The following is a 26168-nucleotide window of genomic DNA, read 5'->3' as shown; positions in this document are numbered from 1 at the left end:
CCTCCTTCACCTGTCAGTACGGAGCGCGTGCCCGAAACTCATCGGCAGGCCGAAGAACGGGAAGAGCCCGGGATCGAGAAAGGTCGTGACGCCGGTGACGAGCCCGCCGCCGACCTCCAGGACTACCAGGGCGAACGCCTTCCCGTCCCGGTACTGGGCGAGGGCCGGCGCGCCGTTCGCCCCGGTCCGCACCAGGCGGGCGCCCTCGCAGGGCGCCGCGGCGGCCGCCAGGACCGTCCTGACGGCCTCCCGGCCGCGCAGCCACCAGGCGAACGGCGGCATCGACATCGTGGCGTCCTCGTGCAGCAGCGAGACCAGGGCGTGCACGTCGTACCGCTCGAAGGCGGAGACGTAGCGGTCGAGCAGCGTCTCGTCGATCTCGTCGTCCTCCGGGGCGACCGCGGGCAGCCGGGCGCGGGCGCGTTGCAGCACGCTGTTCACGGACGTGACGCTCGTACCCATGAGCTCGGCCACCTCGGCGGCCCGCCACTCCAGCACGTCGCGCAGGATGAGCACGGCCCGCTGCCGCGGCCGCAGCCGCTGCAGCGCGGCCACGAACGCCAGCCGCACGCTCTCCCTGGCCACCGCCAGCTCGGCCGGGTCGGACGGCAACACGCGGCCGTCCGGAACCGGCCACACCCAGGCGTCCCCGGCCAGCGGCTCGCCGAGCGGGTCGCCCGGACGCGCCGCGGGCCCGAGGTCCATCGCCCGCGCCCGGCGCTGCGGCCCCCGCAGCATGTCCAGGCAGACGGACGTGGCGAGCCGGAACAACCAGGGACGCAGCGGCCCCCGCGTCGCGTCGTACGTCCGCCACGCCCTGACGAACGTCTCCTGCACCGCGTCCTCGGCCTCGAAGCCCGAGCCGAGCATCCGGTAGCAGTAGCCGGTCAGCTCGACCCGGTGGTGTTCCAGCTCGGTCGCCTCCACTAGACCGGGGCCACCTCGATCTGCAGCTCGTGCACCCATTCCGCGCGGTCGTCCGGGCAGTGCAGGGACACCTCCCTGGCCAGGTCGAGCGGACGGTAGCCGTTGTCCTCGATCCAGTGGGCCAGGGTCTGGAACGTCGGCCCGACGTCCTCCATCGGGCCGTGGTGGATGATCGTGGCCGCCGTGCCGACGGCGGGCAGGTCCCTGATCTCGAAGTCGTGGCCGGGGCCGGGGGCCACGTCGACCGGCAGGCAGGCGTGGACCATGACCGAGCCGTCATCCTCCTGGCGGTAGTAGGCCAGGCCGGGGCCGGTGATCCGGATGCCGGCCCGGTCCACGCGGGCGCAGATCTCGGCGAACAGCGGCTGGATGACCGGGCCGACGTCCTCGCCGTCGTAGCTGGCGGCCCTGGCGCTGAGCTGAGCGACCCGTACCGGGCTGAGCTTCTTGAGCACGACTTCCGCGGTGTTCATGTACCCCTCCGTCTCGATGGACCGGAGTCTCGCCTCGACGCCGCGCAGCCTGGCCAGGTCGGCGCTGATCCGGGCCTCGATCTGGGCCCGGCGCAGCCGTACCATGCCGTGGAGCTCCTCGGCGCCGACCTTCTCGTCCAGGATCGCCCGGACCTGTTCCAGCGTGAAGCCGAGGTCCTTGATGGCGACGATGCGGTTGAGCCTGGCCAGTTGCGCGGCCTGGTAGGAGCGGTAGCCGGTGAGCGGGTCCACGTGCGCGGGACGCAGCAGACCGATGGCGTCGTAGTGGCGGAGCATGCGTACGGATACAAGCCCCAGCCTGGCGAATTCTCCGATGCTGAACATGTCCGCTCCAGGTGTAGGGGCTCACACCGTGTCAGAGTCAACCTATGGCGATATCTAGGGACTTGGGGTATTTTCGGGCTATCCAGCAACCGAACGTTCGGTAGGTCGCCGTGGACGTGGACGCGCAGCTCCGGATCAGGACGGCGGCGGTGCGCCTGTTCGCCCGGCACGGCTACGCCGCCACCAGCATCAGAGACCTGGCCAGGGCCGTGAACCTGACCAACGCCGGGATCTACCACCACGTACCCAGCAAGGAAGCCCTGCTGGCCGACCTCATGCGGGCCGGCCACCAGGGCCTGATCGACTCGACCGGGCACGTCCTGGCCGGGGCGGCCCGTCCCGCCGACCGCCTCGCCTTGCTGATCACCTCGCTCACGGCCGTGCACGCGCTCAGCCCGCTGACCACCCGCGTCATGGACGGCGAACTCCGCTCCCTGACCCCCGGCTCCCCCGCCCGCACCGAGGTCATCGCCCTGCGCGACGCCTACGAGAGCCGCTGGAAGAGCGCCCTGGCCGACGGCGTCGCCGAAGGCGTCTTCCGCATCGCCGACCAGAAGCTGACCCGCCTCGCCCTCATGTCCATGTGCACCGGCACCAGCGAGTGGTACCGCCCCGACGGGGACTCGACGCTGGAGCAGGTGTGCGCGGAGTTCGTCACGATCGGCCTGGCCGCCGTACGCGCCGCCGTCCCGGTCGTGGCGCCCCTCGATCTTCGCCTGCTGCCCGACTTCCCGTGGGAGCCGCCGGATGCACAGCACGATCCCCGACCTGATGAGGAACGCCGCCGGCACGTACGGCGAGCGTGAGTTCCTCCGTTTCCCCGCCCTCTCCTCCGCTGCCCCTTCGACCGTCCCGTCGGCCTCGCTGAGCTTCGCCGAGGCCGACGCCGAGTCCGACCGCCTGGCCCGCGCGCTGGCCGCCCAGGGGGTACGCCCCGGCGACCGGGTGGCCGTGATGCTGGACAACGTGCCGTGGTGGCCGTTGAGCTGGCTGGCCGTCCTCAAGGCGGGGGCGGTCACCGTCCCCGTGAACGTGCGCTACCAGGCCGCCGACCTGGAGCACGTGCTGCGCGACTCCGGCGCGGTCGCCACCCTGACCGTCGAGGCCCACGCGCCGCGCGTCCCCGGCCCGGTGCACCTGGTGGACAGACTGACGGACGGCCCACCTCTCGACATATCCCTCAGCGCGGACAATGTCGCCAATTTTCAGTACACGTCTGGGACGACCGGTTTCCCCAAAGCCTGCCTGCTCACCCACGACTACTGGCTCAGAACCGCCCAGGTCGTCGCCGACCTGATCCACGTGCGCGACGACGACGTCCTGATGATCGCGCAGGCGTACTCGTACATGGATCCGCAGTGGACCACGCTGCTCTGCCTGCTCGGCGGGATCCCGCACGTCGTCCTCCCCCGCTTCTCCGCCTCGGGCTTCTGGCCCGCCGCCAGAGAGAACGGCGCCACCCTCACGTACGTCCTCGGCACCATGCCCCTGCTGATGCACAAGCAGCCGCCGAGCCCTCTCGACCGCGAGAACCGGATGCGGCTCGTGCTCTGCTCGGGCATCGCGCCCGACCTGCACCGCACGTTCGAGGAGCGCTGGGGCGCGCCCTGGCGCGAGCTGTACGGCTCCACCGAGAGCGGCTGCGACCTGATGTCCGCCCCCGACGCGGCCGACACGGTCGGCACCGGCGCGATGGGCACGCCCCCGCCCGGCAAGGAGGTCCGGATCGACGAGGAGACCGGCGAGATCCTGGTCCACGGCACGCCCATGATGCTCGGCTACTGGAACCACCCGGAAGCCACCGCGCACGCTTTCCGCGGCGGCTGGTACCACACCGGCGACCTGGGCGTACGCGACGCGATGGGCCGCATCCGGCACGCCGGGCGGCTGAAGGACACGGTCCGCAGGGGCGGCGAGAACATCTCGTGCGCCGAGGTCGAGAGCGTGCTCGCCCGGCATCCCGCGGTGCTGGCCGCGGCCCTGGTCCCCATCCCCGACGACCTCTTCGGCGAACTGCCCAAGGCGTTCCTCCAGCTCCGCCCCGGCCACGCCGCCGACGCCGGCACGGCCGCCGCCGTCGTCGCCCACGCCAGGGAACGCCTGGCCCGCTTCAAGATCCCGGCGTACGTGGAGTTCGTGGAGTCCTTCACGCTCACCCCGTCCGCCCGCATCGAGAAGCGCCACCTGCTCCAGCCCGGCCGCGACCAGCGCGCCGCCCCCGCCATCCCCACGGAGGACCCGGCATGATCGACGTGACCGTACGCGACGAAGTGGCCCTGATCACCCTCGCCCGTCCCGAGAAGCTGAACGCCCTCACCGCCGGCATGCGCCTGGACCTGGCCGCGGCCGTACGCGCCTGCGGCCGTACGGCCAGGGGCATCGTGGTGACCGGAGCCGGCCGGGCGTTCTCGGCGGGCGAGGACATCGCCGAGGCGGCGGGCAAGTCGCTGGTGGCCGAGGTGGAGCTGTTCCACGACCTGACCAGGGCCGTGCTGGAGACCCAGGTGCCGGTGGTCGCCGCCGTCAACGGCCTGGCCGTCGGCGGTGCCGCCGAGTGGACGCTCTGCTTCGACACCCGTATCGGCAGCCCGGCCGCCGAGTACTTCCTGCCCGAGAACCACCTCGGCCTGTCGATCTCGAACGCCGCCGGCTACCTCCTGCCCCGGCTGGCCGGCGGCCGGGCGCTGCGGCTGGTGCTGGACTCGGCCCGTCTGAGCGCCGCCGAGGCCGTCGCGGCCGGGCTGCTGGACGAGATCGTGCCCGCCGAGGAGCTGGTGGAGGCCGCGATCGCCCGCGTGCGGCACTGGACCGGGCCGGGCACCGCCACCGCCGTGCACCTGCGGCTGCTGCGCCCGCCGCTGGCGGAGGTCGAGCGGGCCTTCGAGGCCGAGACCGAGGCGGCGCGGCACGTGGAGAAGGCGGGCCTGGCCCAGGCCGGCATGACCCGCTTCCTCACCCGCCGAACCCCCTGACCCCAAGCCACCGGCCGCCACCGAGCCGCCGGGCCGCCACCAGGCCGCCGGGCTGCCACCGAGCCATCGGGCTGCCACCGGCCCACCGCCGGGCCGGTGGCGGTCAGGCGATGACCACGGCGGCCACGATCAGGGCGACCGCGACCACGAGGACGGCGATCGAGTCGTAGGACAAGGTGACCTTGGCCGGGGTCGCCGGCTCGTCGCGGCCGCGGGCGGCCTCGGCGCGCTCGCGGATCTGGTCGCCCACGAAGTCGGCGTGGGTCTTGCCCGCGAACGCCTCGGCGGCGGCCTGCTCGGCCTTGCTGACCGTGGTCTCGACCCCGAACCGCCCGCCCCGCCCGGGTTTGGGCACCCCGCGCCGCTGCGCCTTGGACCGCTCTCTGGCGCTGCTCATCGGCGTCCACAACCGCAGCACCTGCTCGTCGGCGCCCTCGCCGCCGTGACGCACCGCGATGGAGTGGGTGACGCTCACCTCGCCGATGGACGCCCACGGCAGGAACGTCGTACGCAGCGGGTTACGGGCCAGCAGGCCCTCCTCGCCGACCACCGTGGCGGGCCGGACCGCGACCACGTAGACCAGCGCCGTCATCGCCCCGAGCACGGCCAGCGCCACCATGGACGGCTTGCCGTTGTAGTGGGCCGTCAGGTCCCACACGTTGAACGCCACGAAGACCAGCCACACGATCCCCAGGACGAACGCGGTCCTCGACCGATATGTGTGCTTCATGGCTGCCACTTGATCTGCGCGAACCCCGGCTTGATCACGCCGTTGATCAGCGCCAGCCGCTCGTCGAACGGAAGGAAGGCCGACTTCATCGCGTTGACCGTGAACCACTGCAGGTCGTCCCAGTCGTAGCCGAACGCGTCGACCAGCTTGGCGAACTCCTGCGACACGCTCGTCGAGCTCATCAGCCGGTTGTCGGTGTTGACCGTGACCCGGAAGTGCAGCCTGCGCAGCAACCCGATGGGATGCTCGGCGATCGAGGCGGCGGCCCCGGTCTGGAGGTTGGACGTGGGGCACATCTCCAGCGGGATGCGCTTGTCGCGGACGTACGCCGCCAGCCGCCCCAGCTTGGCCGACCCGTCGCCGGCCAGGGTGATGTCGTCGATGATCCGCACGCCGTGGCCGAGCCGGTCGGCACCGCACCACTGGATGGCCTGCCAGATCGACGGCAACCCGAACGCCTCGCCGGCGTGGATCGTGAAGTGCGCGTTCTCCCGCTGGAGGAACTCGAAGGCGTCGAGGTGGCGGGTGGGCGGGTAGCCGGCCTCTGCCCCGGCGATGTCGAACCCCACGACGCCGACGTCGCGGTAACGCACGGCCAGCTCGGCGATCTCCATCGAACGCGCCATGTGGCGCATGGCGGTGAGCAGGGTGCCGACGCGGATGCCGCGCCCCTGCGAGCCCAGCCTGAACCCTTCGAGCACCGCCTCCACCACCTCGTCGAGGCTCAGCCCCATGGTGGTGTGCTGCTCGGGGGCGAAGCGCACCTCGGCGTAGACCACGCCGTCGTCGGCCAGGTCGCGGGCGCACTCGGCGGCCACGCGGACCAGGGCCTCGCGGGTCTGCATGACCGCGACCGTGTGGTCGAAGGTCTCCAGGTAACGCTCCAGCGACCCCGAGTCGGCCGCCTCCTCGAACCAGAGGCGCAGATTGTCGGGATCGGTGGAGGGCAGCCGCCCGTAGTCGATCTCCCGTGCGAGCTCGACGATCGTCTCGGCGCGCAGCCCGCCGTCGAGGTGATCGTGCAACAACACCTTGGGAGCCAGCCGGATCTTGTCAAGCGTGGGGCTCATCTGGCCATGATATGAGCACACTCATCCGCAGCCGCACACGTCGCGCCCGCCTGTGGACAACCCTTCCGGCACACCCGCGAACGGGCCCTGCGGTCAGTCGCGGCCGGCCGTCTCCGGTGCGAACGCGGGCAGGCACACGGCGACGTACTCGGCGCCGTCGGGGCCGGCGCTGTAGCGCACCTTCTCCCCCGGCGAGGTCACCACCGACTGACCCGCGGCCACCTCGACGACGCCGCCGCCGTGCTCGACGAGCACGCTGCCGCGCAGGACCACGGTGTACTCGGTGAACGACGGGGTCTGGGCGGGCTCCTGCCAGCCGGGCGGGGCGGTCATGTGGGCGATCGAGATCTCCTCGTCGCCGCTGTTGACGCGCCCCACGTGCTCGTCGATGAGCTTGCCGCCGGGTACGGGGATACGGGTCGGGCCCTCGATCACTCTCACCACGTGGATCAGTGTGCCACGTCGAGCACCAGACGGCTCGGCCCGGACTGCTCCTTCACCTGGAAGCCGGCCCGGCGGGCGAGCGCCAGGCCGATGCCCACGCGGCCCTCGAAGTCGCCGGTCCGTACGACGTCGCCGACGTTCTTGAGGTTGGCCGGGTAGACGGGGCCGCCCTTCCAGGTGGGGTAGCCGTCGTCGTCGTGCGCGTTGGCGGGGAACAGCGTGAGCTGCAGGTACGCCCCGCCGCGGACGCCGATGGGCTCGCCGGACCCGTCCTCCAGGAACTCCTTCACCCATTGCACCTTGTATCCGGGGATGTCGCCCTTGAGGTCGATCACCACGCGGTCGTAGCCGTCGTGGGTGGCGTACCGGACGCCGGTCACCACGGCCGGGTCGAGGCCGTCGCGCTCGACGTCCACCTCGGCGGTGCTGGTGGGGACGTCCGACGGGGTGGTTCCGGGGGTGGCGCTCCGGCCGGTCTCCGCGGGGGACTCCAGCCGGGCGCTCTGCGAGGTCGTGCCGCACGCGGTCAGCAGGGCGAGGCAGACGAACGGGGCGACGAGGCGAAGGCGCGACGACCGGTCGCCGGACGGGGATGACGGGCGCATGCCCGGTAGATGCCCAGCCCACGGGCCTGCAAGCGGCTTCGGGGCGGATCGGCCCGGGTTTCCTGGGCACTTCCGTGGAACCGCGACGCCCTCTACGCTGATCAACCCACAAGGAGTCACACAAGTGAGCAAATCCAACGATTTATCGGTCTTTCTGGCTACTTATGGCCCTTCCTTTGGCCGGACGGCGTACCTGCTGACCGGCGACGCGGACAAGGCGCGCGAGCTGGCCGGCAAGGCCCTCGTCGCGGCCTGCCGCAGATGGTCCGCGATCCGCTACCACCGCCCGGCCGACGCCGTGCTGCGCGAGCTGTACCGGCGCTTCCTGGGCGCGACGGGCGCGCGCTCGCCCGCGCCCGACGGCCACCCGCTGGCCGGGCTCGCCCCGAGGACCCGCGCGGCCGTCGTCGTCACCCTCCACGACGGGCTGAGCCTCCCGCACGCGGCGACGGTCACGGGCCTGTGGGTCGGCGCGCTCGACGACGAACTGCGCCGGGCCCGCACCCACCTCCGCTCCTCCCACCCCGACCTGTTCACAACACCCTCGGATCTGCCCACGACACCAGATCCGCCCACGACACCGGACGCTCCCCGGCCTCCCGACACCGCCTCGCCCTGGACCCTGAGCGACGCCCCCGACACCGCCGCCTCCCCCTGGACCCTCGGCACGGCCGCGCCGCCTCCCTCCGCGTTCCCCGAGACGTTCCCCCAGACGTTCCCCCGGGCGCCGGGGCACCAGGACGCCCCGGCCGAGGATCGGGTCCTGCGGGCCGTCCTGCTCGACCTGGCGGCCGAGATGCCGCACACCGACCTCGCCGCGACCGTCCTGAACCGGGTCGCCACGCGGCGCAGGGTACGGGCGTCGGTGTGGACGTTCGCCACCGTCGGCCTGACCGGCACGCTCGTCGCGATGCTCGCCGCGGGCCTGTCCGCGGTGGCCGACAACGTGAACGAGGCGATGGCCCGCCGCTCCCAGTCCCCCGGCGGCCCCGGGTACGAGATCCCCGGCCCGCTGCCCACCGCGCTGCCCGACCCGGTCGGCTTCGCCTACCCCGGCTACTGCCGCGACTCCGACGTGGACGCCCACGACCCCCTCCCCTGCGGCCAATGGGTGCTCACGACCAGGTCGGGCACGGAATGGCGGCTGCCGGACGCGCGAGCCGGGTACGACGCGGCGACCGGCGCGTACATGCCGCTCGCGCTGAGCCAGGACGGCCACCGGCTCGTCTACCAGAACCCCCAGGGCCGGTTCCTGGTCCACGACCTGCCCACGGGCGTGGTCAAGGAGATCGACGCCACGGCCGGGGACGGCGAGGCGCGCCTCGGCTCCTCGCCCGACGGCCGCTACTTCTCGCTCTCCTTCGGCGACTCGGGGGCCGGCGCGGTGCTCGACTTCAGCACGGGCACCACCCGCACCGTACGCGGCCAGGGCGTCGAGATCCTCGCCCTCGACGACGACGGCACGCGCGTGGTCTCCGAACGCCGGGACGCCACGGACGTCCCAGGCCACGCCTCGGTCAGCACGCTCAGGCTGGACGGCGGGCGCACCCGTACCCGGGGGTTCCGCGTCGACCCCGCGCTCGTCGAGCACGGCGCCGCGCTCGCGCCCGACGGCCGCTCCCTGGCCCTGGTGACGGCCGACGACGAACTGGTCACCATGGACGCCCGTACCGGCCGCGTCGCCGGCCCCCGTACGCGGCTGGACGAGGACGACCTCGAAGTGGTGCGGGTGGAACGCTGGCTGAGCCGCGACAAGGTCCTCGTACGCCTGTGGGACCGCGAGGACGTCTACCTGACCGAGGTGGACGTCCGCACCGGCGAGGCCACCGTCTTCGACGACTCCGCGACGGACTGGATCGACTACTCCGACCCGCTCGGCGCCCTGGCGGAATGAGGAAGAGGGCCCCGCCCCCGGCGGAACCCTCCTCCCGATCACGGACCAGGCGACCCGATCAGCACGGATCAGACGGCCTCGACGACCTTCACGCCCTCCCGTTCGGCCTCGACCTCGGCCTCGACCTCGGCGGCGGCCCGGCGCGAGCGCAGCCCGGTGGCCGAGATCGCCAGCCCGACCAGGGCCAGCACCAGCGAGACCACGATCGCCGAGCGCAGCGCGCCGATCGACAGCGTCTCGCCGTTCCCGCCCGAGGTCATCACGGCGGTCACCACGGCCAGCACGATCGCGCCGCCGACCTGGCCGGAGGTGTTGAGCAGCCCGGAGGCCAGGCCCTGCTCGTCGTCGTGCACGCCGTTGGTGGCCTGGATGTTCAGCGCGGGGAAGGACAGCGCGAACGCCACGCCCAGCAGGACCATGCCGGGGATCACCATGGCGCCCAGGCTCGGCGTCTCGTCGATGCCCAGGAAGATCGCGTACCCGCCGGCCAGGGCCGCGGCGCCGATGACGATCAGCTTGCCGGTGCCGAACCTGTCGGCGAAGTCGCCCATCTTGGTCGAGGTGACCGCGACGAGCAGGCCCGCGGGCAGGAACGCCATGGCCGTGCCGAGCGCCGACCAGTGCAGCAGGTTCTGGAAGTACTGCATGGCCACGAACTGGAAGGCCACGTACGAACCCATCAGGATGAGCAGCCCGAGGTTGGCGCGGACGATGTGGCCCGAGCGCAGGATGCCGAGCCGCACCAGCGGGTGCTTCAACCGCAGCTCGGTGAGGACGAACAGGCCGAGCAGCACCGCGACGGCCACCAGCGAGCCGATCGTCCGGAACGAGGCCCAGCCGACCTCGGGAGCCTGCACGACGGTGAAGACCAGCAGCAACATCGAGGCGGTGATCAGCACGGCGCCGATGAGGTCGTGACCGCCTTCCGCGCGCTCCTCCCGGCCCTTCGGCAGCACCTTCAACGCGGCGATCAGCGCGATGACCGCGACCGGCACCGGCATGAGGAGCGTCCACTGCCAGCCGAGCCCGGTCAGCAGACCGGAGAGCACGAGGCCCAGCGAGTATCCGCTCGCGGCGCAGGCGGTGAAGATGCTCAATGCCTTGTTGCGCTCCGGGCCCTCCGGAAACGTGGTGGTGATGATCGACAAAGCGGCGGGCGCGGTGAACGCGGCGGCCACACCCTTGACGAAGCGAGCCGCGATCAACAGCCCTCCGTCGTCCACGACACCGCCCAGCAACGACGCGACGGCGAAGACGCCCAGAGCGACCAGGAACACCCTGCGCCGCCCGAGCAGGTCGGCGGTCCTGCCCCCGAGCAACAGAAGACCGCCGTAACCGAGCACGTAGCCGCTGACCACCCACTGCAGGGAAGAAGTGCTGAGGCCCAGGTCGTGCTGGATGGCGGGCAGGGCGACACCCACCATCGAGACGTCAAGGGCGTCAAGGAAGATCACTGCACAGAGCACGGCGAGCGCGCCCCAACGGGATGAGGAAGAGGACATGGGTCAGAACAATACATGCGCCCGCATCTAATGCAAGCGCATTTAATGCCGTTGCATGAATCTTCGCGAGATGGTAACCTCCGCGACATGGACGAGGAGTTCGTGGTCGAGACCTGGCATTACGTCCTGGCCAAACACGCGAAGGCCATGTGCGCGCTGGAGCGGGAGCTGGGCGAGCATCATGGGATCGGGCCCAGTGAGTTCGAGGTGCTCGACCGGATCGTCCACCACGACAAGCAGTTGCGCATCCAGGAGCTCTGCGAGGAGGTCCACCTGAGCCAGAGCGCCCTGTCCAGGGTCGTGGCCAGGCTGGAGAAGAGCGGGCTCGTCACCCGCGGCACCTGCGACTCCGACCGCCGGGGCGTGTTCGTCTGCATCACCGACGAGGGCCGCACCCGGCACGCCCAGGCCCTGCCCACGCAGCGCGCCGTCCTCAACGACGTCTTCGCCGACACCCCGGTCCCCGTTCCCTGACGAACACGCCGGAGAACACACGGGCGGCCGGGCCCTCGTCGGGCCGGCCGCCGTGCGCGGGTCTTTCCGGAGTGGTCCGGCGAAACCCCGCCCCGCGGGTCAGCCGATGCGGTCGATGACCAGGGGCAGGAGGTCGCGGGCCGCGTCGGCCACCTCGTAGCCGCCGTCCAGCGCGTCCAGTGCCCGCTCGAACCGGGCCGTCTCGTCCGCGTGCAGCGTCATCAGCGGCTGTCCCTCGCGTACCAGGTCACCGGGCTTGGCGTGCAGCATGATCCCCGCGCCGAACGACACCGGGTCCTCCTTGCGCGCCCGTCCGGCGCCGAGCCGCCAGGCGGCCAGCCCCACCGCGTACGCGTCCAGGTGGGCCAGCACCCCGGACGACGGCGCCTGGACCGTCACGGTCTCGGCCGCGCGAGGCAGGATCGCGTCCGGGTTGCCGCCCTGGGCGGAGATCATCCGCCGCCAGGCGTCCATGGCCGACCCGTCACGCAGCGCGTCGGCCGGGTCCTTGCCGGCGACCCCGGCGGCCTCCAGCATCTCGCGCGCCAGGCGTACGGTCAGCTCGACCACGTCGGACGGCCCGCCGCCGGCCAGCACCTCGATCGACTCCTCGACCTCCAGCGCGTTGCCCACGGCCCGCCCGAGCGGCCGGTCCATGGCCGTCAGCAGGGCGACCGTACGCACGCCCGCGTCGCTCCCGAGCGCGACCATGGTCTCGGCCAGCTCGCGGGCCGCCTCGGTCGTCTTCATGAACGCCCCGGAGCCCACCTTCACGTCGAGCACCAGCGAGCCGGTGCCCTCGGCGATCTTCTTCGACATGATCGACGAGGCGATCAGCGGGATCGACTCGACGGTGCCGGTGACGTCGCGCAGCGCGTACAACTTCTTGTCGGCCGGGGCCAGACCCGAGCCGGCCGCGCAGACCACCGCTCCGGCCGTGCGCAGGACGTGCAGCATCTGGTCGTTGGAGAGCGAGGCCAGCCAGCCGGGGATGGACTCCAGCTTGTCGAGCGTGCCGCCGGTGTGGCCGAGGCCGCGTCCGGAGAGCTGCGGGACGTACGCGCCGCACGCGGCCACCAGCGGCGCCAGCGGCAACGTGATCTTGTCGCCCACGCCGCCCGTGGAGTGTTTGTCGGCCGTGGGCCGGTCGAGCATCGACCAGTCCATACGCTCGCCCGAGCGGATCATGGCCTGCGTCCAGTCGGCGATCTCGCGCCGGTTCATGCCGTTGAGCAGGATGGCCATGGCGAGCGCGGACATCTGCTCGTCGGCCACGTCGCCGCGCGTGTAGGCGGCGATCACCCAGTCGATCTGGGCGGCCGACAGCTCGACGCCGTCCCGCTTGGCGCGGATGACCTCGATGGCGTCCATGATCAGGTGCTCCTGCTGAGGTCGTCGGGGCCGAACGCGTACGGCAGGATCTCGGCCATGCGCTTGGGGCCGTCGACGGTCTCGACCAGCAGGTCCTCACCGCCGAACTCGTACAGGACCTGGCGGCAGCGTCCGCACGGCATGAGCAGCTCGCCGTGACCGTCCACGCAGGTGAAGGCCACCAGCCGGCCGCCGCCCGACATGTGCAGCGCGGACACCAGGCCGCACTCGGCGCACAGGCCGAGGCCGTACGAGGCGTTCTCGACGTTGCAGCCCGTGACGATCCGGCCGTCGTCGACCAGCGCCGCCGCCCCCACCGGGAACTTGGAGTACGGCGCGTACGCGTTGCGCATGGCCGCGGACGCCTCGTCGCGCAGGCCGTCCCAGTCGATGTTCAATGTTGATCCCCCCGGCGGAAGCGCACGCCGTCGGCCTTGGGCATCCGCAGGTGTTGCGAAGCGACCAGGAGCACGAGCAGCGTGAGCACGTGTGGCGTGATGTAGACGAACTCGCTCGGCAGCGTCTCCACGGTCCGCCAGAGCCAGAACAGCAGGATCGCGCCCGCCGCGGCGGCGGCGATCACCGTGTAGTCCTTGACGCCCCTCGCCACGACCTCGGCGGGCTGACCCGGCGCGACCAGCTTACGGACCTGGAGCGCGATGTAGATCAGCAGCAGCAGCGAGCCGAACAGGAAGAACGAGGTGACCGCGCTGACCTCGCCGGAGCTGCGCAGTTGCAGGCCGCTGGCGTACCCGAACAGGGACGAGCCGGCCGCGAGCCCGCCGGGCCGCCAGTTGCCGAAGATCATGGCCGCCAGGCCGATGAAGCCGCGGCCCTGCGTCTGGCCCTCGACGTACTTGTTGGAGACGAAGACCAGGAACACGCCGCCGAGCCCGGCGAAGGCGCCGGAGACGACGACCGCGAGGTACTTGATCCGGTAGACGTTCACGCCCAGCGACTCGGCCGCCCACGGGTTCTCCCCCGCCGAACGCAGCCGCAGCCCGAACGACGTGCGCCAGAGCACCAGGTACGTCACCGGCAGCAGCAACACGGCCAGGATGACCAGCGCGTTCACGTCGTGGGTGACCCCACGCAGGATGCCGGCGAGGTCGGAGAGCAGGAACCAGTGGGTGCTCTCCAGCTTGCCCAGCAGGTCGGGGCCGTCCGACAACACGGGCAGGCTCACCTCCGGCGCGGACGAGCTGATCGCGGGCGAGGTGGTGATGCCGGCGCCCTTCGCGCTGGCCGAGGTGCCCTCGCCGTAGAGGACCTCGGACAGGAAGCGGGTGATGCCGGGGCCCAGCAGGTTGATGGCGACGCCGCTGATGATGTGGTCGACGCCGAACGTGACGGTCGCGACCGCGTGGATCAGCCCGCCGAGCGCACCGCCGAGCAGCCCGGCGAGCAGCGCGGCCATCGGGCCCCACTGGTATCCGGCCCAGCCGGCGAACCAGGTGCCGAGCACCATCATGCCTTCGAGGCCGATGTTGACCACGCCGGCCCGCTCGGCCCACAGGCCGCCGAGACCGGCCAGGCCGATCGGGACCGCGAGCAGCAGCGCCGCGTTGAACGTGCCCGAGGAGGTCAGGTCGTCCTGGCCGGACATGATCCGCACCAGCGACAGCAGCAGGATGAGCGCGGCGGCGCCGATGAGCGCCAGATGGTACTTGCCGACCCTGGTCATGCTGCCACCTCAACCGGTTTGTTCGTGCCGAGCTGCCGGGCCGCCCGCTGTTCCTCCAGCCGCAACGCGATGCGGTTGGTCACCTCGTTCGCGATCACCACCAGCAGGACGATGACGCCCTGGATGATCGTGATGACGGACGACGGCACGTCCGCGATCTGCAGCGCGCCCTGCGCCCGGTCGAGGAAGGCGAACAGCAGCGCGGCGATCGCGATGCCCACGGGCTTGTTCCTGCCCAGCAGCGCCACCGCGATGCCGAGGAAGCCCAGACCCGCGGTGAAGTTGGAGTTGAAGGCGCCCTTGTCGCCGAGGATCTCGGGCAGGCCGATGAGCCCGGCGATCGCGCCGGACAACACCATGGCCGCGATGACCATCTTCTTCGGGTTGACGCCCGAGGCGAACGCGGCCGGGCCGTTGAGCCCGCTGGCCTTGACGTTGAAGCCGAAGCGGGTGCGCTCCAGCACGACCCAGATCACCAGGCCGAGCACGACGGCCACGAGCAGGAAGCCCCACACGCCGCCGCCGCGGGTGGGCGGCAGCAGCCCGAACCAGTCGAAGACGAAGTTCAGGTTGGGGAACATGGCCGACTCGGGGAGCTGCGGCGTGGTGGTGGTGAGCTGGCCGGCGGCCCGCTCGCCCGTGAACGGGCCGCGTACCAGGTAGGAGGACAGGCTGATGGCGATGTAGTTGAGCATGATCGTGGAGATGACCTCGTTCACGCCGCGGGTCACCTTCATGATCGCGGGGATCAGCGCGTACGCGCCGCCCACGACCGCCGCCACGACGATGATCACCGCGATCTGGATCGGCTTCGGCGCGGTGAACGTCGAGCCGACGAACGCCGCGCAGATGGCCGCGATCCGGTACTGGCCCTCGACACCGATGTTGAAGAGGTTCATGCGGAAGCCGACCGCCACCGCGAGACCCGCGATGAACAGTGGCACCGCCCGGTTCAGGAACGCCGCGATGCCGTTGGACACCGAGCGCGCGGTCTCGCCGAAGTCGAAGAAGGCGGCGAACGCGTCGATCGGGCTGGCGCCCGCCGCGATGATCGCCACACTGGAGATCGCGATCGCCAGGACGATGGCGACGACGGCGCCTGCGACGGTGAGCAGCGCCCGGTTGAGCCCGGCGGGCATCACGTCTCCTCAGTGCCGGCGATGGCGCCGGTCATGTAACCGCCAAGCCGCTCGGGCGTGACGTCGGAAGGATCGAGTTCGGCCACGAGCCGGCCGCGCAGGATGACCCTGATCGTGTCGGACAGGCCGATCAGCTCGTCGAGGTCGGCGGAGATCAGCAGCACGGCCAGGCCGGCGGCCCGCGCGTTGCGCAGGTGGTCCCAGATGGCGGCCTGCGCGCCCACGTCGACGCCCCGGGTGGGGTGCGCGGCGATGAGGAACGACGGCTCGCCGCTCATCTCGCGGCCGACGATCAGCTTCTGCTGGTTGCCGCCGGACAGGGCCAGGGCCAGGGTGTCCACGCTGGGGGTGCGCACGTCGTACTCCTTGACGATGCGCTCGGTGTCGGCCTTGGAGGCACGCCGGTCGACCCAGATGCCGCTGCGCGCCGGGGGCCTGGTCTGGTGGCCGAGCACCCGGTTCTCCCACAGGGACGCCTCCAGCAGAAGGCCCTGCCGGTGGCGGTCCTCGGGGATGTAGCCGATGCCGGCCTCCCTGCGCTTCAGCGTGGACCAGGCGCTGATGTCCACGCCGCCGAGGGTGATCGTGCCGTGGGCGGGACGCATGCCCATGATCGCCTCGATCAGCTCCGACTGGCCGTTGCCCTCGACCCCGGCGACGCCCAGGATCTGGCCGGCGTGGATGTCGAAGGAGACGTCGTCGAGGAGCAGGCGCTTGCCCTCCTCGCGCAGCTTGTCGACGTACAGGCCGACGGAGGTGCCCTTGGGGACGGGACGGAAGCCGCCGGCCTCCATCGTCAGGCGCGACACGCTCAGCGTGACGTCCTCGCGCACGGTGGACTCGCGGGTCTCCGGCGTGGGCAGCTCGCTGCCGACCATCAGCTCGGCGAGCCGGCGCGCGGTGACCTCGGCCGGGTTGACGCTGGCGACGGTGGTGCCGCGGCGGATCACGGTGATCGCGTCGGCGATGTTCAGCACCTCGTCGAGCTTGTGCGAGATGAAGATGACGGTCAGCCCGTCGGCCTTGAGCTCGCGCAGGTTCTGGAACAGCTCCTCGACCTCCTGCGGCACGAGCACCGCCGTCGGCTCGTCGAGGATGAGGATGCGGGCGCCGCGGTAGAGGACCTTGAGGATCTCCACGCGCTGCCGGTCGCCGACGCCGAGGTCCTCCACCAGCGCGTCGGGGTCGACGCGCAGGCCGTGGCTGCTGGCGAGCTGGGCGATGCGCGCCCTGGCCTTGCCGGTGTCGAGCACACCGGCCTTGGTGGGCTCGGCGCCGAGAACGATGTTCTCCAGCACGGTGAAGTTGTCGGCCAGCATGAAGTGCTGGTGGACCATGCCGATGCCGACGTCGATGGCGTCGCTGGGGGTACGGAACGTCACCTCGCGGCCGTTGACCTTGATCGTGCCCTCGTCCGGCTTCTGCATGCCGTACAGGATCTTCATCAGGGTCGACTTGCCCGCGCCGTTCTCCCCGACGATCGCATGGACCGTGCCGGGTTCGACGGTGATGCGGATGTCGTGGTTGGCGACGACACCGGGGAAACGCTTGGTGATGCCCTCCAGCTCTACGGCGGGTTGCACCGCGGCGAGGGTGTCCGAGCTCATTACGCCTCTCCTAGAGCATGGGGGCGGAAAGGGGGGGATATAGACCAAAGGCCCGAAGTGGGGACTCCGGGCCCTCGGTCGTCTCTCCTACCCAGATTACGGCTTGGACGGAACCGTGACTTTGCCGTCGACGATGTCCTTCTTGGCAGCGTCGAGCTTGTCCTTGATGTCATCGATCTCGCCACCGGTGGTGGACAGGCCCACACCGTCGACCTTGAGGTCGTAGACGGTGTTGCTGCCGCCCTTGGCGCCACCCTGGAAGGCCTTGACGAACTCGAAGACGCCGACGTCCACGCGCTTGAGCATCGAGGTCATGATGACCGCCTGAAGGTCGGTCTCCTTGACCGTCTGGCGCTGGTCGGAGTCGACGCCGATGGCCTTCTTCTTGGCCGCGGCCGCCGCCTGGAACACGCCGAGGCCGGAGTCGCCGGCGGCGTGGTAGACGATGTCCGCGCCGTCCTGGAACATCTTCTCGGCCGCGACCTTGCCCTTGTCGGGGGCCTTGAAGCCGGAGAAGTCACCGTCGGGGGTGAGGTACTTGATGTCGATCTTCATGTCCGGCTTGACCGACTTGACGCCCATCACGAAGCCCGCCTGGAACTTCTTGATCAGGTCGTTCTCGACGCCGCCCACGAAGCCGACGTGGCCGCTCTTCGACTTGGTCGCCGCGGCGACGCCCGCCAGGTAGGAGCCCTGCTCCTCGGCGAACAGCAGGCCGGTCACGTTCGGGCCGTTGGAGGCCGAGTCGACGACGGCGAACTGCACGTCGGGGTACTCGGCGGCGGTCTTCTTGATGTCGTCGCCGTACGCGAAGCCGACACCGATGATCGGGTTGTAGCCCGCGTCCGCGAGCTGGCGCAGCAGGTCGCCGCGGTTGGAGCCGTCGGCCGCCGGGCTCAGCTCCTTGATGTCGGCGTTCAGCTCCGTCTTGGCCTTCTCCAGGCCCGCGTAGGCGGCGTCGTTGAACGACTTGTCGCCACGGCCGCCGACGTCGAACGCCAGACCGACCTTCAGACCGCCCTTGGGGGCCTCGCTGCTCGCGCCGGAGCTCGGCTGCGTGCTCGCCGAGGTGCCACCATCGCCGCCGCCGCAGGCCGCGGCCGCCATGAGCATGACGCCGGCTACCGAACCGACGGCAATCCTGCTGAATCGCTTGCCGAGCAAGGCGACTCCCTTCCATTTCCTCGCCGTCGAACTTCATCGCAGGCGCGAAGAAACGTACGGCACCTGCACGGAAGATAGTTGCTTGACCAGGGCAGACCAAACCGGCACACAGGGTCGCAACCGCTCCGTTATCGACATCAAGCGCGTCCGTGACCTGAATCTGGGTTCAGGCACTTGGGGCGGCGCCGGAAAGTTTTGCCCAAGTTTGGTATGGAAGGGGCCCTTGCCGAGCGGTCGATCATGGCAGAGATTCCGATCAACGGTGGAAATTTCGTATCGGAGCCCGTATGCACCCTTGGAAGGCACTGGCCGTACCGCTGGTCGCGATCCTCACCGTGACCATGAGCGGCGCCTCCCCGGCGACGGCCGTCACCCCCGCGATCAAGATCGAGAACAACGCGACCCAGCCGGTCTTCTCCCGCGCCGACGCCGTCAAGCAGACGGTGTTCGTCGAGGTCGCCGGGACCGACAGCGACGACGACGGGCAGCCCGACCGGGTCGCCATGGACATCCTGCGTCCCAAGGAGACCGACCAGGGACTCAAGGTCCCCGTGATCATGGAGGCCAGCCCCTACTACGCACCCGGCAACGACGTCCCCAACCATCCCGTGGACGTCGACGAGAACGGCAACCCGCTGCCCACGTTGAAGTCGATGACGGACAAGCTGGCCGGCGAGCCCTTCGACGGCTACTACGACAACTACTTCCTGCCCCGCGGCTACGCCATCGCCCTGGTCGAGAACGTCGGCAGCGCCCGCGCCACCGGCTGCCCGTCCTCCGGCGACCGGAACGAGACCGCGGGCCCCAAGGCCGCCATCGACTGGCTGAACGGCCGCGCCCGCGGCTTCGACGCCGACGGCAACGAGGTGAGCGCCACCTGGTCCACGGGCAAGGTCGGCATGATCGGCGTCTCCTACAACGGCACGCTGCCCAACGCCGTCGCCTCGACCGGCGTCGAGGGCCTGAAGACGATCGTCCCGATCGCCGCCATCTCCAGCTGGTACGACTACTACCGCGCCAACGGCGGCGTGCTGGCCCCCGGCGGCTACCAGGGCGAGGACCTGGACGTGCTGGCCAAGTTCGTGCTGACCAGGGACAAGGGCTTCGAGGTCTGCGGCGCGAAGATGGACGCGCTCACCGCGAACCAGGACCGGGTCACCGGCGACTACAGCCCGCTCTGGGACGCCCGCAACTACGTCAACGACGTGAACAAGGTGAAGGCCAGCGTCTTCCTCGTGCACGGGCTCAACGACTGGAACGTCAAGAGCAAGCAGTTCGCCCAATGGTGGTACGCCCTGGCCAAGCGGAACGTGCCCCGCAAGATCTGGTTGCACCAGGGCACCCACATGAACCCCTTCAGCCTGCGCACCGCCGAATGGCTGCGCCAGCTGCACGGCTGGTTCGACTACTGGCTCCAGGGCATCGACTCCGGCATCATGCGCGAGCCGCAGGCCGACGTGGAGATCGGCGTCGGCGAGTGGCAGCAGCACGCCTCCTGGCCGCTGCCCGGCGCGACGACGGTCTCGCTCCACCCGGCCTCGGGCGAACGACTCGGCCTGCTGCCCCGGCCGCTGTCGGCCAGGGAGTCCTTCGTGGACCAGAGCACCAGGACGGCCGAGCAACTGGTGGAGACGGCCGGGGCCGACCCCAACCGGCTGGCGTACCGGACCGGCGAACTGCCTGCCGACGTACGGATCTCCGGGACGCCGACGGTGTCGGTGCGGGCCTCGTTCAAGGACGGCGCCTCGCCGTACCTGACGGCGTTGCTGGTGGACTACGGCACCGACGTGCGCCCGGACGGCACACTGCTGTCGACCGGCCAGACCTACTGCTACGGCGAGGGCGTCCCCGGTGACACCGGGTGCACGACGCTCAGACGGCTCGGCACGGCGACGACCCCGTACAAGATCGTCTCCCGGGGCTGGCTCGACGTGCGCAACCGCCACCGCGCCGATCGCACGGAACCGCTGCGCCCCGGCAAGGAGTACACCTTCACCTGGGACTTCCAGCCCAAGGACTACCTGTTCAAGAAGGGCCACCGGCTGGGCCTGGTGATCATCTCGACCGACCGCGACTACACCCTGCGCTACCCGGCCGGCACCCGGGTCACCGTCTCGCCGGGGCACTCGTCCCTGCGCCTGCCGGTGGTGTTCGGCAGGCTCGCCTGACACGCCGACGGCCCGCCGCGTCGCGCGGCGGGCCGTCGGACCGGGGCTCAGGCCATGGCGGTGCTGATCGAGTCGAGCGGGCCGACGTCCCACAGCGCGGTCAGCGCCGTGGTCGCCATCACCCGCACGCCCATCGCGATCGCCTTCTCGTCGACGTCGAAGGTGCCCTGGTGGATGTCGTACGTGACGCCGTCGGGCGAGCGCGTGCCGAGCCGAGCGAAGGCGCCGGGGATCGACTCCAGGTACCAGGCGAAGTCCTCGCCGCCGAGCGACTGCTGGGTCGGCACCACCGCGCCGGCGCCGAGGGCCCGTTCGGCCGCCTCGGCCAGCATCTCGACGCTGACCTCGTCATTGACGACCGGCGGCACCCCGCGGGTGTAGTCCATGACGGCCTCGACGCCGTAGGCGCCGGCGACGGACTCCAGCAGGGCCTTGATCAGGTCGGGCGCGGCGTGCCAGGCGTTCTCGTCGAGGCAGCGGATCGTGCCCTCGGCGATGCCGTCGTCGGGGATCGCGTTGGCCGCCGAGCCCGCCTCGACCCGGCCCCAGACGAGGCTGAGCGAGGAACGCGGGTCGACCCGGCGGGAGAGCGCGGCGGGCAGCTCGGTGAGGATCTTGGCGAGGGCGAAGACCAGGTCGGCCGTCAGGTGAGGACGGGCGGTGTGGCCGCCGGGGCCGGAGACCCTGACGACGAGCTTGTCGCAGGCCGAGGTGATCGGGCCGCTCCGCAGGCCGAGCTGGCCGACGTCGACGCGCGGGTCGCAGTGGAGGCCGAAGATGCGGTCGACGCCGCTGATGCCGCCGTGGGCCATGACCTCCAGGGCGCCGCCGGGCAGCTCCTCGGCGGGCTGGAAGATCAGCCTGACCCGGCCCGGCAGCAACCCCGCCGCGGCCTGCTGGGCCAGGAAGATCGAGGTCCCGAGCAGGACGGTGGTGTGCACGTCGTGCCCGCAGGCGTGGCAGGCGCCGGGGACGGTGGAACGGTAGGGCACGTCCTTCTCGTCCTGGAGCGGCAGCGCGTCGATGTCGGCCCGCAGCGCGACCGTGGGCCCGTCGCCGTTGCCCACGTCGCAGATGAGGCCGGTGCCGCGCGGCAACACCGACGGGGTCAGCCCCGCGGCGGTCAACCGGTCGGCGATGCGCTGGGTCGTACGGTATTCGGCGAAGGCCAGCTCAGGATGCATGTGCAGGTCGCGACGGAACGCCACCAGCTCCTGCTCGGTCTCCGCCAGGAACGCGTCCAGTTCCCCCCGCAGCTCACGTCCCCGCATATGTCACCATCCATCCCGTCGTGGCCGCGCGTCCACAACCCCGACGGCGGCTCATAACGCTCTCAATATTCGTCCATCCCGCGGTTGCCACCTGGTTGAGGCGGCCGCTCGGCGAATCGAAAGCCACACCCGGAGGTATCGGTGCGAGGTCGTCAGCACGGGCTTAGCGTTCATCGGTCGCAGCAGCCCGGGTGCACAGCGGTTGGCCGTGAGCCCGATGGCGATGCCTCGACTTTATCGCTACCGTGCGGCTTCGCGCCGACAGATACACCAAAAGTTGGCTGACAGCATGCCCGTAACCGCAGGTGGTCACGTTCCGCACAGGTCTACCTGATCCGGAAATAGTCACAAGGGATCAGTTGATCGTGACCCGATGTCGCCACTTCCAAACGTGTTCACCGATTTCGAATCCTGTCACCTTCTGTCATGGTCATGACACTTTAGCGCTTGCTGCATTTGTGAAGAATGCGTGTTTCACTCGCAATATGATCACTAATATCCCGTTCGGGGAGAAGTATGCCGGGTTGAGCATCTTCGAGCCGAGTGAGGGGACCCTGGTGGTCGTACCCTCGCTCTCCCTCCCGCAGGACGAGCTCCGCCGCATCACGGCAGCCAGATCGTACGAGGAGCGCCTGCTCTTCCTCCTCCTGACGCTCCGGGCCCCCGGGGTCAAGGTGATCTACCTCTCCTCCGCGCCGATCGACCCCGACATCATCGACTACTACCTCGGCTTCCTTCCCGACCCGGACGACGCCGCCGAGCGCCTGCGGCTCATCAGCCTCGACGAGCCCTGGTCGCAACCCCTCACCCGGACGCTGCTGCGCCGACCCGACGTCCTCGACCGGCTACGGTCGGCGATCGACTCCGACGCCTGGCTGGTGCCGTTCGTCCTCAGCGAGACCGAGGAGGAGCTGGCCGCGTTACTCAACGTCCCCATCTACGGCCCCGCCACCTCACTGGCCTACTACGGCTCCAAGAGCGGCGCCCGCGAGGTCGGGCACGAGGCCGGGGTGCCCATGGCCCGCGGCTTCGGCGACGTGCACAGCATCATCGCGATCGACGAGGCCATCGACTCCCTGCCGGGCGAACGGGTGATCGTCAAGCTCAACGACGGCTACTCGGGCCTCGGCAACGCCATCGTCAGCAAGGCCGACCGGTCGATGACCCGATTTTCGGCGGCCGGGGAGACCTGGACGAGCTTCACGACGAAGATCAGGGATCGCGGGGCGGTGGTGGAGGAGTTCATCGAACATCGCCCGCTCTACTACCCGAGCGCCCTGGCCCGAATCACGCCCGGGGGCCATGCCGCGGTGCTGGCCACCCACGACCAGGTGCTCGGGGGCCCCAACAACGACGTCTACCAGGGTTGCACGTTCCCCGCCGCCCCCGAGTACCGGCACGAGGTGGGCGAGTCGGCCGAGCGGATCGCCGGAATCCTGGCCGAGCGCGGCGTGGTCGGCCTGTTCGGCATGGACTTCTTCGCCCTAAAGGCCGACGCCGGGTACGCCGCGCTGCTGTGCGAGATCAACCTCAGGATCGGCGGCACGACGCACCCGTACGGGGCCGCGGTGCTGACGACCGGGGCGAGGTACGACGCGGCCACCGGTCTCCTCATGGCCGGGAACCAGCCGAAGTTCTACACCGCGACCGACAACTGCTCCGCGCCCTGCCTGCGCGGCCGCGCGCCGGGCGAGGTCATGCGCACCGCCGGGCGGCTCGGCATCGGCTTCGACGCCGACCGGCGTACCGGCAACGTCTTCCACCTGCTCGGCGCCCTCCCCGAGTACGGGAAACTGGGTTTCACCACCATCGGCGACTCACGCGAGGAGGCCGACGAGCTGCACGCGCTCACCCGGCGCCTTCTTTGCGACGCCTGATCCCGGCCTCGCGCAGACCGCGCCATCCGATCACCGCCAGCACCGCACCGAGGATCACGTTCACCCCGATCAGGATCCCGTGCACGACGTAGAAGCCGGTGGGGTGCCCATCGGCCAAGTTAAACCCCAGGTTGATCCACTCGACGATCATGAACACGCCGAGGATGACGAGGAATCCGGCGATCTTTGGTGACATGGTCATCTCTCCAGTATCGAAGGCGGATCATCCGGGGAATGTGTCGCCACATGGGCATTCACACGGAGCTACGCTGAGACCGCCATGTGGACGAAATTTGTGCCGGTTACGGCACTTCTCGCCGCGGTCACGCTCACGAGCGGGACCGCGACCGCCGCCCCGACGACACCGGTCGGAGGTGACGCACTGGGAAGCCGTGGGCTGGTGCACCCGGAAGGCGTCAAGGCGCCACCCAAGAGCAAGGCTACTTCCTACGTCATCGCGGACGTGGAGACGGGCCAGGTACTCGCCGCGAAGGACGCCCACGGGCGCTACCTGCCCGCGAGCACGCTCAAGACGCTCACCGCCCTGACGCTCCTGCCGAAGCTCGACAAGAACCGCAAGGTCCGGCCCAGCCAGAACGCCTGCAACCAGGAGGGCACGGCGGTCGGGCTGACGCCCAAGATGACGTACAAGGTGGACGACCTGTTCCGCGCGCTGATGATGTCGTCGGGCAACGACGCGGCCATGGCGCTGGCCGAGACGAACGGCGGCGTCCCGCAGACCATGCGCGACATGAACGCCGAGGCCAAGCGGCTCCAGGCGTACGACACGGTGGCGAAGACGCCGAGCGGCCTGGACAAGCCCGGTCAGAGCAGCTCGGCGTACGACCTGGCGCTGATCGCCCGCGCCGGCCTCGCGAACCCCGATTTCCGCCGATATATCAGCACAAAGACCGCGAAGTTTCCGGCACCCAAGGACTACTACGAGATCAGCAACCACAACAAGCTGCTCTGGCGCTACCAGGGCATGATCGGCGTCAAGAACGGCTGGACCTCGAAGGCGCAGGGCAGCTTCGTCGGTGCGGCCACCCGCGGCGGCCACACGGTCCTCGTCACGATCATGCGGCACGAGGGCTACTTCTGGGACGAGGTGGCCAAGCTGCTCGACTGGGGCTTCTCGGTCAGGGGCAAGGTGACCCCGGTCGGACAGCTCGTCGATCCCGTGCCCGACCAGGTACGGGCCGCCCCGCAGGCGTCGGCCCCGGTCTCGCGGGTGACGCCGGCCGCCCAGCCGCCGCTGCTCGACGCCGCCGCCTCGAAGCAGACCGACTCCACCCGTACGGTCGGGTCGGCCGTGATCGGCGGCGGCCTGCTGTTCGGGCTGGTCTGGCTCGGTTTCGGCATCCGCCGCAAGCGCAACCGGTCCCGCCTCTGACTCCCGTACGGGTCACGGCTCCGAGGTCGGGCGCGGGGTCGCGCCCTTGCACTCGGGGCCCGGGCCGCGCAGCGGTCGTGGGTCGGCGACCGGGACCCCCAGCGGGTCGCCGATCGACGGGATCGGCGACGGCGACGGCGGCGGGCACAACCCGGTGGTGGACGTCCACGAGGCGGCGAACAGCACGAGCCTGGCGGAGAAGTTCATCCACAGCAGCAGTCCCACGGTGGCGGCGAACGCGCCGTAGATCGGGTTGCTCAGCGTGGTGCTGAGCAGCAGGCTCGCCGCCTGCTTGAGCAGCCCGAACCCGATCGCGCCGAGCAGCGCCCCCCGGATGATGACCTTGAACGGCTCGGCGGGCTTGGCCACCCAGCCGAGCAGGATCACGAACAGCACCCAGTCGGCCACGACGCTCGCCACCACGACGAAGATCCGGAACCCCTGGGTGCTGAGCAGCGAGTTGTCGCCGAAGACGGCGTCGAGCACCTTGTCCGTGACCGTGGTCGCGGCCCCCGACACCAGCGCGGAGGCGACCAGCGTCGTCCCGAGCAGGACGACCGAGATCAGGTCGCGCAGCTTGCCCAGGAAGAAGTTCGGGGGCGGCACGGTGGTCATCGACATCTCGCGCAGGGCCGCGCGCAGGGCGTCCATCGCGCCGAGGCCGGCGTACAGGAGGCCGAGGAGGCCGATGATGCCGGCGGTCGTCCTGGCGCTGGCGATCTGGTCCAGTCTGAGGTCGGCCGCGATGCCGGGCAGCCGTTCGATGATGGCGGTCTCCAGCGCCTTCCTGGTCGCGCTGCTGGCGTCGAGGGTGTAGCCGAGCACCGCGTAGCCGAGCGCGAGCAGCGGGAAGAAGGACAGGAAGCAGAAGTAGGTGACCGAGCCGGCCAGCCGGTCGCCCCTCTGGATCTGGTAGCGGCGTACGGCCCTGACCAGGTGGTCGATCCACAACCTGCGGACGCGCCAGTGGTCGAGCGTCCTGCGCCCCCAGGCCCGTACCGACTCGATCCGCTCGGTCAGACTCGCCAACACGTCCTCACACCTCCCGCCGGAGGCGA

Annotated in this window: 24 protein-coding genes; 8 read left to right on the top strand and 16 right to left on the bottom strand. The window is 70.5% G+C overall.

The genetic code is table 11. The features are described from left to right. Positions 1-6: 6 nt before the first annotated feature. On the bottom strand, positions 7-966 hold the full coding sequence (locus IEZ27_RS34385; protein WP_189651063.1) for a sigma-70 family RNA polymerase sigma factor: 960 nt from the start codon (positions 964-966) through the stop codon (positions 7-9). Further along, a complete protein-coding gene (locus IEZ27_RS34380) occupies positions 927-1745 on the bottom strand; it encodes a MerR family transcriptional regulator (protein ID WP_189651062.1) in 819 nt (272 codons plus the stop codon). The genes IEZ27_RS34385 and IEZ27_RS34380 overlap by 40 nt, the downstream gene beginning before the upstream one ends. Before the next feature lie 110 nt (positions 1746-1855). On the opposite strand from IEZ27_RS34380, the gene IEZ27_RS34375 reads away from it, so the two are divergent. The 3 genes from IEZ27_RS34375 to IEZ27_RS34365 are packed head-to-tail and all read left to right on the top strand — an operon-like array spanning position 1856 to position 4717. Next, positions 1856-2551: a TetR/AcrR family transcriptional regulator gene (locus IEZ27_RS34375; RefSeq protein WP_189651061.1), complete on the top strand. Its 696-nt coding sequence runs from the start codon at positions 1856-1858 to the stop codon at positions 2549-2551. Next, positions 2493-3992, top strand: coding sequence for an AMP-binding protein (locus tag IEZ27_RS34370; RefSeq protein WP_229824603.1), 1500 nt, complete (start codon positions 2493-2495; stop codon positions 3990-3992). The genes IEZ27_RS34375 and IEZ27_RS34370 overlap by 59 nt, the downstream gene beginning before the upstream one ends. After that, the gene (locus IEZ27_RS34365) at positions 3989-4717 is read left to right on the top strand and encodes an enoyl-CoA hydratase/isomerase family protein (RefSeq protein ID WP_125644359.1); all 729 of its coding nucleotides are present in this window, start codon (positions 3989-3991) and stop codon (positions 4715-4717) included. Before IEZ27_RS34370 ends, IEZ27_RS34365 begins: the two co-directional genes overlap by 4 nt. 103 nt (positions 4718-4820) lie before the next feature. On the opposite strand, the gene IEZ27_RS34360 is transcribed toward IEZ27_RS34365, so the two are convergent. From IEZ27_RS34360 to IEZ27_RS34345, 4 genes are all read right to left on the bottom strand, one after another. Then, complete coding sequence (locus IEZ27_RS34360) at positions 4821-5447, bottom strand: PH domain-containing protein (protein WP_189651060.1); 627 nt, start codon at positions 5445-5447, stop codon at positions 4821-4823. Further along, positions 5444-6517 carry an adenosine deaminase gene (locus IEZ27_RS34355; RefSeq protein ID WP_125644363.1) on the bottom strand — a complete coding sequence of 358 codons (1074 nt, stop codon included), beginning with the start codon at positions 6515-6517 and terminating at the stop codon, positions 5444-5446. The genes IEZ27_RS34360 and IEZ27_RS34355 overlap by 4 nt, the downstream gene beginning before the upstream one ends. Positions 6518-6610: 93 nt before the next feature. After that, positions 6611-6961: a cupin domain-containing protein gene (locus IEZ27_RS34350; RefSeq protein ID WP_189651059.1), complete on the bottom strand. Its 351-nt coding sequence runs from the start codon at positions 6959-6961 to the stop codon at positions 6611-6613. Between the two features lie 5 nt (positions 6962-6966). Further along, positions 6967-7566, bottom strand: a complete 600-nt coding sequence (locus tag IEZ27_RS34345; protein ID WP_189651058.1) for an AMIN-like domain-containing (lipo)protein — start codon at positions 7564-7566, stop codon at positions 6967-6969. Positions 7567-7690: 124 nt separating this feature from the next. On the opposite strand from IEZ27_RS34345, the gene IEZ27_RS34340 reads away from it, so the two are divergent. Next, entirely contained in the window at positions 7691-9460 is a 1770-nt protein-coding gene (locus IEZ27_RS34340) for a hypothetical protein (RefSeq protein WP_189651057.1), read from the top strand. 68 nt (positions 9461-9528) lie between these two features. Here the strand turns inward: IEZ27_RS34340 and IEZ27_RS34335 are convergent, their stop codons facing one another. Further along, positions 9529-10914, bottom strand: coding sequence for an MFS transporter (locus tag IEZ27_RS34335; protein WP_229824602.1), 1386 nt, complete (start codon positions 10912-10914; stop codon positions 9529-9531). Between the two features lie 135 nt (positions 10915-11049). Between IEZ27_RS34335 and IEZ27_RS34330 the strand changes: the two genes are divergently transcribed. Continuing rightward, positions 11050-11436 carry a MarR family winged helix-turn-helix transcriptional regulator gene (locus IEZ27_RS34330; RefSeq protein WP_125644373.1) on the top strand — a complete coding sequence of 129 codons (387 nt, stop codon included), beginning with the start codon at positions 11050-11052 and terminating at the stop codon, positions 11434-11436. A gap of 99 nt (positions 11437-11535) precedes the next feature. Here IEZ27_RS34330 and IEZ27_RS34325 read toward each other — a convergent pair whose 3' ends face one another. The 6 genes from IEZ27_RS34325 to IEZ27_RS34300 all read right to left on the bottom strand — a co-directional run bounded on the left by IEZ27_RS34325 (position 11536) and on the right by IEZ27_RS34300 (position 18401). Continuing rightward, on the bottom strand, positions 11536-12807 hold the full coding sequence (locus IEZ27_RS34325; protein ID WP_189651055.1) for a thymidine phosphorylase: 1272 nt from the start codon (positions 12805-12807) through the stop codon (positions 11536-11538). A 2-nt stretch (positions 12808-12809) separates the two neighbouring features. After that, positions 12810-13205 carry a cytidine deaminase gene (locus tag IEZ27_RS34320; protein WP_125644377.1) on the bottom strand — a complete coding sequence of 132 codons (396 nt, stop codon included), beginning with the start codon at positions 13203-13205 and terminating at the stop codon, positions 12810-12812. After that, positions 13202-14491 (bottom strand): ABC transporter permease, encoded by a 1290-nt coding sequence (locus tag IEZ27_RS34315; RefSeq protein ID WP_189651054.1) that lies wholly within the window; start codon positions 14489-14491, stop codon positions 13202-13204. The genes IEZ27_RS34320 and IEZ27_RS34315 overlap by 4 nt, the downstream gene beginning before the upstream one ends. Continuing rightward, on the bottom strand, positions 14488-15630 hold the full coding sequence (locus IEZ27_RS34310) for an ABC transporter permease (protein ID WP_189651053.1): 1143 nt from the start codon (positions 15628-15630) through the stop codon (positions 14488-14490). The genes IEZ27_RS34315 and IEZ27_RS34310 overlap by 4 nt, the downstream gene beginning before the upstream one ends. Beyond that, complete coding sequence (locus IEZ27_RS34305) at positions 15630-17237, bottom strand: ABC transporter ATP-binding protein (protein WP_189651052.1); 1608 nt, start codon at positions 17235-17237, stop codon at positions 15630-15632. The genes IEZ27_RS34310 and IEZ27_RS34305 overlap by 1 nt, the downstream gene beginning before the upstream one ends. A 96-nt stretch (positions 17238-17333) precedes the next feature. Next, positions 17334-18401 (bottom strand): BMP family lipoprotein, encoded by a 1068-nt coding sequence (locus tag IEZ27_RS34300; protein ID WP_189651051.1) that lies wholly within the window; start codon positions 18399-18401, stop codon positions 17334-17336. A gap of 287 nt (positions 18402-18688) precedes the next feature. Between IEZ27_RS34300 and IEZ27_RS34295 the strand changes: the two genes are divergently transcribed. Further along, complete coding sequence (locus IEZ27_RS34295) at positions 18689-20569, top strand: Xaa-Pro dipeptidyl-peptidase (protein WP_189651050.1); 1881 nt, start codon at positions 18689-18691, stop codon at positions 20567-20569. Between the two features lie 47 nt (positions 20570-20616). On the opposite strand, the gene IEZ27_RS34290 is transcribed toward IEZ27_RS34295, so the two are convergent. Next, positions 20617-21840 (bottom strand): M20 family metallopeptidase, encoded by a 1224-nt coding sequence (locus IEZ27_RS34290; protein WP_189651049.1) that lies wholly within the window; start codon positions 21838-21840, stop codon positions 20617-20619. Between the two features lie 485 nt (positions 21841-22325). Here IEZ27_RS34290 and IEZ27_RS34285 point away from each other — a divergent pair, with 485 nt between their 5' ends. After that, positions 22326-23717, top strand: a complete 1392-nt coding sequence (locus IEZ27_RS34285) for a peptide ligase PGM1-related protein (protein ID WP_189651048.1) — start codon at positions 22326-22328, stop codon at positions 23715-23717. Here IEZ27_RS34285 and IEZ27_RS34280 read toward each other — a convergent pair. Then, complete coding sequence (locus tag IEZ27_RS34280) at positions 23689-23913, bottom strand: SCO4848 family membrane protein (RefSeq protein ID WP_229824601.1); 225 nt, start codon at positions 23911-23913, stop codon at positions 23689-23691. The two genes, IEZ27_RS34285 and IEZ27_RS34280, sit on opposite strands and share 29 nt — an antisense overlap. 267 nt (positions 23914-24180) lie before the next feature. On the opposite strand from IEZ27_RS34280, the gene IEZ27_RS34275 reads away from it, so the two are divergent. Continuing rightward, positions 24181-25110, top strand: a complete 930-nt coding sequence (locus IEZ27_RS34275) for a D-alanyl-D-alanine carboxypeptidase family protein (protein ID WP_229824600.1) — start codon at positions 24181-24183, stop codon at positions 25108-25110. Positions 25111-25122: 12 nt separating this feature from the next. Here the strand turns inward: IEZ27_RS34275 and IEZ27_RS34270 are convergent, their stop codons facing one another. Beyond that, positions 25123-26142 (bottom strand): YihY/virulence factor BrkB family protein, encoded by a 1020-nt coding sequence (locus IEZ27_RS34270; RefSeq protein ID WP_229824599.1) that lies wholly within the window; start codon positions 26140-26142, stop codon positions 25123-25125. Between the last annotated feature and the right edge of the window lie 26 nt (positions 26143-26168).

The organism is Nonomuraea spiralis, assembly GCF_014648435.1.
Taxonomy (GTDB): domain Bacteria; phylum Actinomycetota; class Actinomycetes; order Streptosporangiales; family Streptosporangiaceae; genus Nonomuraea; species Nonomuraea spiralis.
The sequence above is the reverse complement of the archived record's forward strand: the minus strand, read 5'-3'. Positions and strand labels throughout refer to the sequence as shown.

Bases quoted from the DNA above. Each gene is read 5' to 3' on its own strand.
- IEZ27_RS34295 (WP_189651050.1), top strand. From the start codon at position 18,689: ATGCACCCTTGGAAGGCACTGGCCGTACCGCTGGTCGCGATCCTCACC.
- IEZ27_RS34310 (WP_189651053.1), bottom strand. From the start codon at position 15,630: ATGCCCGCCGGGCTCAACCGGGCGCTGCTCACCGTCGCAGGCGCCGTC.
- IEZ27_RS34380 (WP_189651062.1), bottom strand. From the start codon at position 1,745: ATGTTCAGCATCGGAGAATTCGCCAGGCTGGGGCTTGTATCCGTACGC.
- IEZ27_RS34315 (WP_189651054.1), bottom strand. From the start codon at position 14,491: ATGACCAGGGTCGGCAAGTACCATCTGGCGCTCATCGGCGCCGCCGCG.
- IEZ27_RS34280 (WP_229824601.1), bottom strand. From the start codon at position 23,913: ATGTCACCAAAGATCGCCGGATTCCTCGTCATCCTCGGCGTGTTCATG.
- IEZ27_RS34355 (WP_125644363.1), bottom strand. From the start codon at position 6,517: ATGAGCCCCACGCTTGACAAGATCCGGCTGGCTCCCAAGGTGTTGTTG.
- IEZ27_RS34325 (WP_189651055.1), bottom strand. From the start codon at position 12,807: ATGGACGCCATCGAGGTCATCCGCGCCAAGCGGGACGGCGTCGAGCTG.
- IEZ27_RS34290 (WP_189651049.1), bottom strand. From the start codon at position 21,840: ATGCGGGGACGTGAGCTGCGGGGGGAACTGGACGCGTTCCTGGCGGAG.
- IEZ27_RS34360 (WP_189651060.1), bottom strand. From the start codon at position 5,447: ATGAAGCACACATATCGGTCGAGGACCGCGTTCGTCCTGGGGATCGTG.
- IEZ27_RS34330 (WP_125644373.1), top strand. From the start codon at position 11,050: ATGGACGAGGAGTTCGTGGTCGAGACCTGGCATTACGTCCTGGCCAAA.
- IEZ27_RS34345 (WP_189651058.1), bottom strand. From the start codon at position 7,566: ATGCGCCCGTCATCCCCGTCCGGCGACCGGTCGTCGCGCCTTCGCCTC.
- IEZ27_RS34365 (WP_125644359.1), top strand. From the start codon at position 3,989: ATGATCGACGTGACCGTACGCGACGAAGTGGCCCTGATCACCCTCGCC.
- IEZ27_RS34285 (WP_189651048.1), top strand. From the start codon at position 22,326: ATGATCACTAATATCCCGTTCGGGGAGAAGTATGCCGGGTTGAGCATC.
- IEZ27_RS34305 (WP_189651052.1), bottom strand. From the start codon at position 17,237: ATGAGCTCGGACACCCTCGCCGCGGTGCAACCCGCCGTAGAGCTGGAG.
- IEZ27_RS34370 (WP_229824603.1), top strand. From the start codon at position 2,493: ATGCACAGCACGATCCCCGACCTGATGAGGAACGCCGCCGGCACGTAC.
- IEZ27_RS34385 (WP_189651063.1), bottom strand. From the start codon at position 966: ATGGGTGCACGAGCTGCAGATCGAGGTGGCCCCGGTCTAGTGGAGGCG.